8 protein-coding genes are annotated in these 11,989 nt (G+C 72.6%); 6 read left to right on the plus strand and 2 right to left on the minus strand.

Going from position 1 to position 11,989, the window contains the following annotated elements; all coding sequences use genetic code 11:
* The first annotated feature begins 4 nt into the window (after positions 1 to 4).
* The 6 genes from eccD to ACIOD2_RS43765 are packed head-to-tail and all read left to right on the plus strand — an operon-like array spanning position 5 to position 8,821.
* On the plus strand, positions 5 to 1,384 hold the full coding sequence (gene eccD / locus ACIOD2_RS43740; RefSeq protein ID WP_400551623.1) for a type VII secretion integral membrane protein EccD: 1,380 nt from the start codon (positions 5 to 7) through the stop codon (positions 1,382 to 1,384).
* 4 nt (positions 1,385 to 1,388) lie between these two features.
* On the plus strand, positions 1,389 to 1,628 hold the full coding sequence (locus ACIOD2_RS43745) for a type VII secretion protein EccB (protein WP_323330618.1): 240 nt from the start codon (positions 1,389 to 1,391) through the stop codon (positions 1,626 to 1,628).
* Positions 1,629 to 1,642: 14 nt separating this feature from the next.
* Positions 1,643 to 5,002 carry a hypothetical protein gene (locus ACIOD2_RS43750; protein ID WP_400551416.1) on the plus strand — a complete coding sequence of 1,120 codons (3,360 nt, stop codon included), beginning with the start codon at positions 1,643 to 1,645 and terminating at the stop codon, positions 5,000 to 5,002.
* A gap of 16 nt (positions 5,003 to 5,018) precedes the next feature.
* Positions 5,019 to 8,048, plus strand: a complete 3,030-nt coding sequence (locus ACIOD2_RS43755) for a right-handed parallel beta-helix repeat-containing protein (RefSeq protein ID WP_400551418.1) — start codon at positions 5,019 to 5,021, stop codon at positions 8,046 to 8,048.
* A gap of 10 nt (positions 8,049 to 8,058) precedes the next feature.
* Positions 8,059 to 8,460, plus strand: a complete 402-nt coding sequence (locus tag ACIOD2_RS43760) for a YbaB/EbfC family nucleoid-associated protein (RefSeq protein ID WP_400551420.1) — start codon at positions 8,059 to 8,061, stop codon at positions 8,458 to 8,460.
* Positions 8,453 to 8,821, plus strand: a complete 369-nt coding sequence (locus ACIOD2_RS43765; protein ID WP_392773749.1) for a hypothetical protein — start codon at positions 8,453 to 8,455, stop codon at positions 8,819 to 8,821. The genes ACIOD2_RS43760 and ACIOD2_RS43765 overlap by 8 nt, the downstream gene beginning before the upstream one ends.
* A gap of 174 nt (positions 8,822 to 8,995) precedes the next feature.
* Here ACIOD2_RS43765 and ACIOD2_RS43770 read toward each other — a convergent pair whose 3' ends face one another.
* Both ACIOD2_RS43770 and ACIOD2_RS43775 read right to left on the minus strand, forming a co-directional pair.
* Positions 8,996 to 9,667, minus strand: a complete 672-nt coding sequence (locus tag ACIOD2_RS43770; RefSeq protein ID WP_400551422.1) for a hypothetical protein — start codon at positions 9,665 to 9,667, stop codon at positions 8,996 to 8,998.
* Positions 9,668 to 10,896: 1,229 nt separating this feature from the next.
* Positions 10,897 to 11,559 (minus strand): hypothetical protein, encoded by a 663-nt coding sequence (locus ACIOD2_RS43775; RefSeq protein WP_400551424.1) that lies wholly within the window; start codon positions 11,557 to 11,559, stop codon positions 10,897 to 10,899.
* Positions 11,560 to 11,989 lie beyond the last annotated feature (430 nt).

The following is an 11,989-nucleotide window of genomic DNA, read 5'->3' on the forward strand; positions in this document are numbered from 1 at the left end:
CGCCATGCAGCAGGGCGAGCTGTGCCGGATCACCGTGCACGGGCCGCAGGGCCGCGCCGACCTGGCCGTGCCGATGGGCATCCCGGTGACGAGCCTGCTGCCGGTGCTGCTGCGGCACACCGGCGGCCGTGAGGAGCTCGGCGACTCGTGGGTGCTGCAGCGTCTCGGCGAGGCGCCGCTCGACCCGGCGGGCACGCCGGAGTCGCTCGACTGGCAGGAGGGGGAGGAGTTCCACCTCCGTCCCCGGCTGGACCCGTTGCCGGAGCTGGACTTCGACGACATCGCCGACGGCATGGCCACCGCCGTCAGCCGCCAGGCCGGGCGCTGGAAGCCCGAGTTCAACCGGTTCCTGTTCCTCGGCTTCTCCATCGCGGCCCTGCTGGTACTGGCCCGGGTGCTGCTTTACCCGGGCACCCAAGGACTTTCCGCGATCGGCTGCGCCGTCGTCGCGTTAGGACTGCTGGTCGCGGCCGTCGGCTCGGGTGTCCGTTCCGACGACGAAGGCCTGATCACGCTGCTCGGCCTGGGCGGCTGCGGGTTCGCGTTCGTGGCGGGCTCGGTCGCCGTCGCGGGCTTCGGGCCGGCGTTCGACCTCCAGACCGCGCCGATGCTGTCCGGCTGCCTCTCCTTCGGCCTGGCGGGCGGGCTCATGCTCGGCGGCCGGGCCGCGTGGGCGCCGGTCACGCCGTTCGTCCCGTTCGGCACGGTCGTGGCCGTCGGGGCCGCCGGCGCGATCACGCTGTGGCTGCACTACGGCCCGGAGTTCTCGCCGGTGCAGTCGGCCGCGCTCGTGTCGGCCGTCCTCATCGGACTGCTGGTGTTCGCGCCGCGGATCGGCATCCGGTTCGCCCGCATCCGCGGCCCGCAGCTGCCGCGCACGGCCGACGAGCTGCAGTACGACATCGAGCCGGCGCCGGCGGAGAAGATGGTCGCGCAGACCGCGTACGCCGACGGCTACCTCACGATCGCCTGTGTCGCCTCGGCCGTGGTGTTCGCCTGCTCGTTCCCGTTCCTGGTCGGCCAGGGGCTGTTCCCCGGCATCCTGGCCGGACTGCTCGCGGCGGCCGTGCTGATGCGCTCGCGCAGCCTGCTCGGCGCGTGGCAGCGGGTGCCGCTGTCGGTCGCCGGCGCGCTGGGCCTGGTGCTGCTGGCGTTCTCGCTGATCGAACCGCTCACCCCGGACTGGCGCGGCGCGTCGGCGGCCGGCGTGGTGCTGGTGTTCTTCCTGCTGGTGCTGGCGATGCTGCGGCCCCCGCCGCGGCGGCTGCTGCCGATCTGGGGTCACCTGGCCAACTGGCTGGAGACGTTGAGCGCCGTCGCGATCCTCCCGATCCTGCTGCAGCTGTTCGGGACGTACGCGTGGGCCATCGGACTGACGGGCTGAAACCATGGTGCAGACGCAGAAGGACCACGTCGAGGCGTATTCGTTCCTCATTGGACGGATGACCTCGGCCCTCGTGCTCGGCGACGCGAGCCACCTCGACGTGCCCGCCAAGCGCACCTGGACCGGCCTGCTGGTCGGCGCGGCGCTGGCCGTGCTGATCGTGCTGGGGTTCTTCGTGTTCGGCCTGATCGCCCACCACACCGGGCACGCCGTCCAGGCGCCACCCCCGGTCCGCCGAGCCTGAAAGGGAGGGTCACCATGGATCTCTCGCTGACACGCCGCCGCGGCGGCCCGGACACCGATCTGGGCAAGCAGACGGTCGGCAACGCCCTGGTCGTCCACCCGGCCGCCGGGATGACGGAGGAGGCGCAGGCGCTCGCGCTGGGCGTCGCCGCCGACGACGAGCACGACCTCGTCGTCGTCGACCTGCCCGTGGACTCGCCGATCTCGCTGTGGGAATCGGTGGCCAAGGCGCTGCCGCGGCGACGTCGCGGAGTGCGTCTCGTCATCGGCGGGCGTTCGCGCGAGACGTCGGCGCTGGCCGGGCAGTGGCTGGCCGAGCGGATCGGCCGCCCGGTGCTGGCCCCGGACGGTTCGGTGATCCCGAGCGCGGGCGGCGCCCTGTTCGTCCACAGTGGACGTGGCAGCGGCTGGGTCCGGTTCCAGCCCGGCCGTCCGCCGAAGTGGGAGGCGAAGCGCTTTCCGCGTCCCTCTTGGGATTCCGGCGTCACGGCCGAACTGACGTCGACGAGCTCCCGCGGCGTGGCCGAGCCGCTGCCGGGCGGCCTCTGGATCCGCCCGGTGGGCTTCGACCGCCAGCTCGGCTACCACCGTTCGGCGCTGATCCGCGGCCTGCCAGCGCTGCCGGACACGATGACGATCGTCCTGGGCTGCCCGGGCTGCCCGCCCCTGACGATGGACGACGCGGCCAGGCTGTGGATGCGCCTGCCGGAGCCGGTGCGCCACAAGGCCCGGTTCGTCCAGTACGGCCCGATGTCGGTGCCGTCCGGGAGGACGCTGGGTCAGGCCCTGGCCGACCTGCTGAGCCGCGAAGTCGGGTTCTACAGTGGACTCCCGATCGGCGCCCCGCACGACCTCGACGTCTGGACGGTGCTCTACGACGGCGGCCTCGGCTGGGCGACGTTCGCCCGCGAGCTGGCGTACGTCCCGCGGCAGCCGCTGCCCCGGATGCTGGACCACCGCTCGCCGATCGAGGGCCTGAAGGAGATCGAGCCCGCAGTGTACTGGTACTCGCCGGACGCGGTGCTGGAGGTCGTCCAGTCGGGCCTGCTGCTGCGCCCGCCGACGGCCGGCCCGACGGTCGAGGCGTTGCGCGAGGTCACGCTGGACACGTCGGTGCACAACCTGACGTACGACGTCCCGGAAGAGGGCGCGGACGCGGTGGAGCGGATGCGCTTGCTGGCGGAGGACGTCCTGGCGAGGCTGGACGAGCACACCCGCCGCATCAGCAGAATCCTCCCCGCGGCGGCGCTGCTGGCGGAGCGGGCCAGGGTGACGATCCCGCGCCGTGCGCTGGCGGAGATCGAGGCCGCGTCGCCTTCGGCTCCGCCTGCTCCTGCGGTGCCCCCGGCCGCGGCCCCGACCCGGGTGGGCGGCACGGCCCCGGCGGAGGCCCCGCTGATGAGCATCTCGGAGCGCCTGGACCCGGGAGCGGTGATCGCGGCAACGATCACCACAGCCGCCCCGCCCCGGCTGCCGGCCTTGGGCGAGGAGCGCCCCACGGAGTCGGCGGTTTCGGGCCCGGCGATCAGCGCACCCCCCGCAGGCTCGCCGATCTCCGGCGGCCCGATCACGCTGCCGCCACTGGCGACCCCGCCCGCGGGCGTCGGCGGCCCGGTGATCACGAACGCACCGGAAACCCGCACGGTCGCCGTGGCGACTGCCACTCCGGCTGCGGTGGTCGGGCCGGAATCGTCTGAGAGCACGCTGTCGCCGACCGGCGTGGACGGCCAAACGGCTCGCGGCGGCATCGATGGCCTGGCCACCGACATCGATGTGGCCGGCGCCGGTGTCGTTGGCGTAGTCGAGCCCGATTCGCGGTCTGCTTCCCTCGGCCAGGCCACCCCGTCCCCCGCAGGCGTCGACGGCCCGGCCGCCACCCCACAGCCCGAAGTCCCGGCGAAGATCGCCGAAGCGGTCGCTGCGCCCGCACCCCTGCCTCCACCGGCGGTTCCCCTCGCCGGTGTCCGCGAGGCGGTAGCCGGTTCGGTGCTCTCAGCCGGGTCCGCCGCACCCCCGGCCAGTGGGGCCACGGACCTGCCCGCCAGTCCGCTCCCTGCGGTTCCACCGGCGGTGCCCACTGCCGGGCCTCCCGAAGTTCCGCCCGCCGGGACCATCAGCGGGCCATCCGCTCCGCCTGCCGGGATCGTCGGTGGGCCCGTCACTGCCGCGACTCCGCCTCCCGCGGTTCCGTCTGCCGGCGTCGTCGGTGGGCCCGCCACCGCCGCGACTCCGCCCCCTGCGGCTCCGCCTGCCGGGATCGTCAGCGAGCCGGCCGCTCCCGCGACCCCGCCTCCTGCGATTCCGCCTGCCGGCGTCATCGCAGGTTCGGCCGGCCCTGCGACCCCACCTCCTGCGGTGCCGCCCGCCGGAGCCATCAGCGGACCGGCCGCCCCCGCTACCCCGCCTGCCGGGGTCGCCAGCGGACCGATCACCCCCGCGGCCCCGCCTCCCGCAGTCCCGCCCGCTGGCGTCCTCAGCGGCCCGGCCGCCGAAGCTCCCACCCCGGAACCGAGCACTCCCCAGACCCCGCCGTCCGCGGCTTCGCCCTTCGAGGTCGCGGGCGGCGGTACCACCGCCGCCCGGCTCCAGCCCACCCCCGCCGCCGAGGCCAGCGCCCTCCTCCCCAAACGTGGAGTCGATAAGGAACGTGAGTGGCTGCGCAAGTCGCTCGGTGCCGAGTACGGCCTCATGTCCAACGCCGCCGCGCGGATCCTCTCCGAGCACCCTGGCTTCCAGGGCGCGCTCGCCGCGTCGGCGGCCGATGTGCTCACCGACGCCGTCGCCGTGCAGCTCTACCTTTCGGCCAAGGGCACGGCCATCGACGCCGGCCTGCGCGCCGGGCGCAACGGGCCGCACGTGCCGATCGCCCGCTGTGTCGTCGCCGGGCTCGGGCGGCTGCCGTCGCACCGGGGGCCCGCGTCGTTCGCGACCAGCCCGACCGCCGAGCAGTGGGCGCTCTACCGGACCCGCAAAGTCCTCACCGAGTGGGGTTTCCTCCACACGCAGACCACTCCGATGTCCACATCGGACGGTGACACGGACATCCTCGTCTGGTCGGTCACCGCGCGCCGGACGAAGCTGCTGGAACCGGCCGAAGGCGTCGCCAACCGCGCGCTCTTCGTCCCCGGCACCAGCTTCAAGGTCCTCGAGATCACCGAGCCGGCCGACACCAAGCGCGGGCTCGTGCTGCTGCGGGAACTGACCGTGAGCGAGGTCGACGAGACCGGCAAGGTCGCCGCCGATCGGATCTCGCTCGACGAACTGGCCCTCGAGTCGCTGCGGCGCGAGCTCGAGATGTGGGCCGAGACGGACGGCCGCGCACCGATCGGCCCGGCAGCCGCCGGACGGTTCGGCGTCGTGCCGGGGCTGGCGTGAGGGAGAGGCGGAACTGATGAACCGACAGGTGCTCACGGTCGGCGGCGAAGGCGCCTACCCCACGATCGGCGCCGCGCTCGCGCAGGCCCAGCCGGGCGCCACGATCAGTGTCCACTCCGGACGCTACGAGGAGAACCTCGTCGTGGACCGCATGGTCTCGCTGGTCGCGGAAGGGGACGTCGAGATCGTCGCCCGCGAAGGCAGCGTCCTCGTGGCCAACGCCGAAGCCGTCCAGCTGCGCGGCTTCACCCTCACCGGGCAGGACGACAAGCTCGTCGCGGTCGACGTCGTCCGCGGTGAGGCCGCCCTCGACGGCTGCCGCGTCACCGGCGCCTCCTGGGCGACACTCCTCGCGCGCCTCCACGGGTCCCTCGCCCTGCGCGGCTGCGCCGTGACCAGCACCGCCGGCGCCGGGATCGTCGTCGCGTCGTCGTCGCAGAGCACCATCGAGGACACCGAGATCAGCGGCACCGCGTCCTCGGGCGTCGTCGTCGCCGAGGTCGGTTCGGTCGTGCTGCGCCGGTGCGCGGTGCGGCAGCCGAAGGGCAACGGCGTGTGCGTGAACGGCGAGGCCGTCGCGGTGGTCGAGCAGTGCGAGATCACCGGCGCCGAGAAGCCCGCGATGGTCGTCGAGCAGCAGGGCCGCGCCACCATCACCGGCCTGACCGTGCGCGACAGTGCGAACGTCGATCTCTACCTGACCAGCGAAGGCCGGGTGTCCGTTGTGGACTCCCGGTTCCTCTCCGCGCCGATGCAGGCGGTGCACGTCGCCGCGTCGGCCGCGCCGGTACTGCGCGAATGCGCTTTCTCCGGTGCGGAACGCAACGCCGTGCAGGTCACCGGCAACGCGTCACCACACTTCGTCGACTGCACCTTCGAGGACTCGCCGGTCGCGATCCTCGCCGACGGCGAAGCCACGCCGAACTTCGAGCGCGCGACCGTGCGGCGCGCGACGCAGACCGGAGTGCTCGTCACCGGCGACTCGAAGGTCCGGATCGCCGGGCTGCGGCTCGCCGGTAAAGGCATCGTCCTTTCCGGACAGTCGCGTTTGGACGTCATGGACGCGTCGGTCGAGACCGGTCGTGACGCCGCCGTCGAGGTCACCGAGTCCTCGTGGCTGACCGGCACCGACCTCCACGTCCGGGGCAACGGCTTCCGGATCACCGGCACGGCCGAGCTGCAGGACTGCGAGATCGCCGACGAGGTCGTGGTCGCGCCCGGCGCCACGCTCACGGCGTCGCGCTGCCGCGTGCGTGACGGCATCTCGGCCGACGACGGCGCGAACGTGACGCTCACCGAGTGCGAAGGCGACGGTGCGACGAGCGCCGAACCGGAGGTGCTGTCGGCGGCCGAGCCCAGTGTCAGCGAGGCCTCGGGTGAGGTGCTCGACGGCCCGCTCGGCGAACTGGAGTCGCTGGTCGGCCTGGCCGGGGTGAAAAAAGAGGTCACCGGCCTGATCAACCTCATCCGGATGTCCCAGATGCGGGAGCGGATGGGGCTGCCGATGCCGCCGATGAGCCGTCACCTCGTCTTCGCGGGCCCTCCCGGCACCGGCAAGACGACGGTCGCGCGCCTCTACGGCACCGTCCTGGCCGAGCTGGGCATCCTGTCCAAGGGGCACATGGTCGAGGTCGCGCGGCAGGACCTCGTCGGCCAGTACATCGGCTCGACGGCGATCAAGACGACCGAGGTCGTCGAGAAGGCCATCGGCGGCGTGCTGTTCATCGACGAGGCGTACACACTCTCGGCCGGTTCCGGTGGCTCAGGTCCGGACTTCGGCCAGGAGGCCATCGACGCGCTGATGAAGATCATGGAGGACCAGCGCGATTCGCTCGTCGTGATCGTCGCGGGCTACTCCGAGCAGATGGACGTCTTCCTCGAGTCCAACCCCGGTCTGGCGTCGCGGTTCACGCGGACCATCGAGTTCCCGAACTACAGCGTCGACGAGCTGGTCACCATCACCCTCGGCCTGACCCGCAAGCACTACTACGAGCTGACCGACGACGCGCTGACGGCGCTGCGCGAGTACTTCGAGCGGGTGCCGAAGAACTCGACCTTCGGCAACGGCCGCGTCGCGCGGAAGCTGTTCGAGGCCATGGTGAACAACCAGGCGTCGCGCCTCGCGCTGCAGCCGCCGTCGAAGGACTCCGAGCTGAACCGCCTGACGGCCGAGGACCTGCGCGCCGAGCTGGCGAACCTGCCCGCGGCGGCGCAGGCCGCGGTGTCGGTGGGCACCGATCCGGCCGCGGCCGTCGGCGCGGCGAACAGCGTGCACCGGCTGCGCAAGCTCGTCGGCCAGAAGGCGGTGCGGGAGCACGCCGAACGCCTGCTGGTCCGGCTCGGCGGGCTCAAGCACGCACGTCAGCCGCTCGGCCAGGAGGCGAACGTCGTGCTCAGCGGCGAGCGCGGCTCGGGCCGGGCGGAGTTCGCGCGACTGTACGCCCGGGGGCTCGCCGAACTGGGCTTGGTCGGCGTCGGCCAGCTCGTCCGGCGATCGGTCGCGCAGGACCTGATGCCGCGCTGGCCGGGACAGGCCGAGCACCTGGTGCGCACCGCGCTGGACGACGCGAGCGGTGGTGTGCTCGTGCTCGATTTGGACGGTGAGTGGGAGTCCACAGTGCACACATCCGGCCACGAAGTCCTTGAGGCGCTGGCGGAAGCGGTCGGACGGCGTCCCGCCGACCCGGTCGTCGTGCTGACCGGCGAGCCGCGGCGCGTGCGCACGCTGGCCGGACTGGTGCCGTCGCTGCGTGACCGGTTCCCGGCGGTCTGGGAGCTGGGGGAGTACACAGTGGACGAACTCGGCGAGATCGCCGTACGCCTGCTGGTCCGCGGTGGTCACGAGGTCCCGGACGACGTCCGTGACGCGCTGGCGCACGAGCTGGCGGCGGCATCGGAACGGACGGTGCACGCCGCGCACGAACTCGCCCGCACGCTGTCGGCGACGGCGGCGTCCCGCACGCTGGCCGCGGCGGACCTGCGCGGCGTCCGCCCGCCGGACGTCGAACCCCTCGCCCTCGGGCAGGGACTGGCTTCGGTCGGCTGAAGGAGGAGTCATGGCATCGCCCTACGAGAAGATGCTGGAGGACGCGCTCGGCGCGTACCAGCGGCAACGCGAAAACCTGACCGCGGCCAAGGAACGGATCGACGAGGCCACCGGCACGGCGACCTCGGCGCGCCGTGAGGTGACCGCGACCGTCGGCCGCACCGGCGAGGTCACCGAGCTGACCTTCCCGACCAGCGCGTACAAGCGGATGGCGCCGGCCGAGCTGGCCGGGGTGATCGTCCGGACCATCGCGCAGGCGCGGCAGCAGGCGATCGACGCGTCGGCCGAAGAGCTGGCGCCGATGCTGCCGCCGGGGTTCTCCGCGCACGATCTGATGGCCGGGAAGGTCGACGTCGAAGCGTTGTTCGCCGCCCGCGTGCCGGGTTTCGAAGGAGGGACCGAGGATGACTGACCAGTTCTTCGTCGACGCCGACGGGCTCGACACCGGCCGCAACGGCTACCGCGAGAAGGCGACGGAGCTGGAGGCCCTGGTGCAGCGCATCCAGGCGCTCGGCAGCTCCGGGCGGGTCTCCGAGGCGGCGGGCAATGACAAGAACGGCAACGCGTTCGCCCAGACGCACATCAAGGCGGTGGGCGAGATCCGCGACGGCGTCCGCCTGTGGGCGAAGGCCGTGGACGGCACGTCGGACGCGATCGGCGACATGGCCGGCTCGTTCCGCGACGCCGACCAGGGCGCGTTCGACATGGCGCGCGACCTGCAGAAGAACTTCCTGCAGCTGCAGGAAGACGTCTCGAAGCCGCCGACGGCCTAGGTTCCGGAGCCCGCGATGAGCCTGATGGTGGATCCCAGCCTGAACTGGATCTTCTACATCATCGCGGGTGACGCCTGGCCGCAGGGCGACGAGGACAAGCTGCGCGAGCTGGCCGCGGAGTGGGACCAGGTGGCGCGCGACATCGCGGCGGCGGGCCAGGGTTTCAACCAGCTGTCACAGCACGTGACGGCGAACGTCGGCGGCGACGTCCAGCAGAACTTCGCTGGGTTTTCGCGCAACTTGAGCACGTTGGGCGCGGACTACGTACAGCGCGCGCGGGCGCAGGCGGCGTCGCTGCGGGAGCAGGCGCTGAACGTCGAGAACGCCAAGTACGGCATGCTGATCTCGATTGCCGTGACGGCCGCGGAAGTGTTGTGGGCACTGACAAACCCGTTCACGGCGCCGCTGGTCCCGGAGATCATGGCGGCCGGTCGCACGGCGGTGGTGACCGTGCAGCGGACGCTCGTCCAGCGTCTGACGAGCCTGCTGGCCCGTATCGCTCGCGAGGCGGCGCAGGAAGCGGCCGAAGAGGTGGCGGAAGACATGCTGGCGCAGTTCATCCAGATCGCCCAGGGCAACCGCAACGGCTTCGACTGGAAGTCCATCGGCCAGTCGGCGGCCCTGGGCGCGGTCGGTGGCGCGTTCGCGCACGTGGCGGGCAACGGTCTCGGGAAGATCGACGGCAAGTTCGGCACGAAGTTCTCGAAGAACGTCTGGGGCGAGGCGGGAAACGAAGCCGCGACGGAGGTCGTGGTAGGCCTGACCGGAGCCGCAGCCTTCGGCGGCGACCTGGACAGCCTGGGCTGGGGAGCCCTGAACGGAGGCCTCAGCGGCGCGGCGACGCACGGAGCCCACCACGCGGGGGAGTCGCTGCACGACAAGCTGACCGGGGGAGGGCCGGGTCCCGGGGATGCGGGGCCGAAGGACGTCGGTGACGTGGGGTTCGACAAGGCGAACATCGGCCCGATCGACGCACCTCCGGCGCCGGGTTCCGGCGGGTCTGGTTCCGGGTCCGGCTCCGGTTCGAATGGGGCAGGGACCGGTGGATCTGGTTCGAGCGGTGCCGGTACCGGTGGTTCCGGTTCGGATGGGGCGGGTTCTGGAGCGGGTGGTGCAGGTGCGAACGGGCCCGGCACAGGCGCCGGGACCGGCGGTGGTTCCGGTTCGAACGGTACGGGTTCTGGCGCTGGCACCGGAACGGGTGGTGCAGGTTCGAGCGGGGCTAGTTCGGGTGCAGGGACCGGTGGTTCTGGGGCGAATGGCGCGGGTTCTGGCGCTGGCACCGGAGCCGGTGGTTCAGGCTCGAACGGGGCTGTCACGGGCACGGGGACCGGCGGTAGTTCCGGGTCAAACGAGGCCGGCACTGGCACCGGTGGTCCGGGCTCGAACGGCGCCGGTACAGGCGCCGGGACCGACGGTGGTTCCGGGGCGGGCTCCGGTGCCGGAACAGGTTCCGTCGGACCGGCTTCAGGCGGGGTAGGTACGGGCACCGGAGGGTCGGGCTCGGGCGGCACGGATTCCGGTTCGGCCAGCTCCGGCAACCCGACTCCCGGCGGGGCGGGTACGGGTGGAACCGGTTCGGCCGGGACCGGAGCGAATGCCGGCACGGCTGGTTCCGGCGGGCCTGGCTCGACCGGGGCAGGTTCCGGTTCGAACAACCCCGGTCCCGGGGTTGGGACCGGCGCAGGTACGGGAGCCAGTGCACCCGCTCCGGGGGGAGTGAACGCCGGTTCCGGCACGCCGGGTGCGACCGGAGCAGGTCCGTCGAACGGTGCGCCGGGCGTGGGAGGAGTCGGCACGGGTGGTGCCGGCACCGGTCTCGGTCAGTCCGGCTCCGGGGGGACCGGTACGGGTCCGGGGACCGGCGCAGGACCGGGTCTGCCCGGCGCGGGGCAGGGCGCGGGTGGCTCCAGCGCGGGCGTTGATTCGAGTGGTTCCGGCGTCGGAACCGGAACGAGTTCGACCGGTGGGGTGGGTGGCCCGTCGGCACAAGGCCCGGGAGGAGGTGCGGTCGAGCAGGGTGCGACCGCACCTTCCCCCGGTGCCGCCGGCGGTTCAGGACCCGCCGCCGGGACTCAAGGGTCAGGCACCGGTTCCTCCGGGTCCGGTCCAGCGAGCCAAGGTCCCGGCACGGTGGGGACCGGCACCGGTTCCACATCGGCGGGCCAGAACACGGGTACCGGCCCGAGCGTGAACCCGGGCACTTCGGCCGGTCTGGGGCCGAACGGCTCAAGCGCTGTGACGCCCGTCGAAGCCCCGGGTACCGGCTCTCTGGACCAGAACGGAACGTCGAGCCCGGCACCACAAACTGCCGCCCACCCAGGGACCATCACGAATCCCGGCACCGGCGGCACGACCGCCGGAAGCTCGGGGACCAGCACGCCGAGTGCCGGCCTTGGCGCGAACGCGACAGGCACGAACCCGACCGCCGGAAGCTCGGGGACCAGCACGCCAAGTACCGGCCCTGGCGCGAACGGCGCAGGCACGAACCCGACCACCGGCGGCAACTCGAGCGTGAACGCGCCCAGTACGAACCCACCCGGGAGCGGGACGAGCAACACGTCGGGCGCCAGTCCCGGCAAGACCTCCACCGAGGGCCTGCCGGGCTTCTCCCAGCAGGGTTCGGCGAACCACACACGGCCGGATACGAACGCGCCGGTGGCAGGCAGCGTCGATGGGGCTTCCGTAGCGACCCCTGCTCCGCAGCAGCCGACCACGGAACCGGCGACCAGCAGCAACTCGGCGGACCCTCAGACCGGATCCGCCAAGGCAGCCCCGGAATCGAGCACCGGGACTGGGCCGGCCAAGAGCGATCCTCCGCCGACCACAGGAACCGGGCCGGCCAAGGACGGCTCCGCGCCACCGACCGGCACCGGACCGGTCAGGGGTGAGCCCGAGTCGACCAGTGCGGTGAGGCCCCACCTGACCCCAGAGACCGGGACGGCAAAGGCCGACGCCAGTCCGGCCACGACGACGGGAAATGCCAAGGCAAGCCCCGGACCGACCGGCGTCGGGCCGACCACGGTGCTTGGCACCGCCAAGACGGGCCCCGAGTCGAACACGGGGACCGGGTCGGCCAACGGAGGCCCGCAGCCGACCGGCGTCGGGCCGGTCACGGTGCTCGGTACCGCCAAGGCAGGTCCCGTGTCGAACGCAGGGATCGGGTCG

This window comes from Amycolatopsis sp. NPDC088138 (assembly GCF_044741685.1).
Lineage (GTDB): Bacteria > Actinomycetota > Actinomycetes > Mycobacteriales > Pseudonocardiaceae > Amycolatopsis.

What these genes read in the sequence shown, in the direction of transcription:
- ACIOD2_RS43760 (WP_400551420.1), top strand. Translation starts at nt 8,059, where the DNA reads ATGGCATCGCCCTACGAGAAGATGCTGGAGGACGCGCTCGGCGCGTAC.
- eccD (WP_400551623.1), top strand. Translation starts at nt 5, where the DNA reads ATGCAGCAGGGCGAGCTGTGCCGGATCACCGTGCACGGGCCGCAGGGC.
- ACIOD2_RS43750 (WP_400551416.1), top strand. Translation starts at nt 1,643, where the DNA reads ATGGATCTCTCGCTGACACGCCGCCGCGGCGGCCCGGACACCGATCTG.
- ACIOD2_RS43765 (WP_392773749.1), top strand. Translation starts at nt 8,453, where the DNA reads ATGACTGACCAGTTCTTCGTCGACGCCGACGGGCTCGACACCGGCCGC.
- ACIOD2_RS43745 (WP_323330618.1), top strand. Translation starts at nt 1,389, where the DNA reads ATGGTGCAGACGCAGAAGGACCACGTCGAGGCGTATTCGTTCCTCATT.
- ACIOD2_RS43755 (WP_400551418.1), top strand. Translation starts at nt 5,019, where the DNA reads ATGAACCGACAGGTGCTCACGGTCGGCGGCGAAGGCGCCTACCCCACG.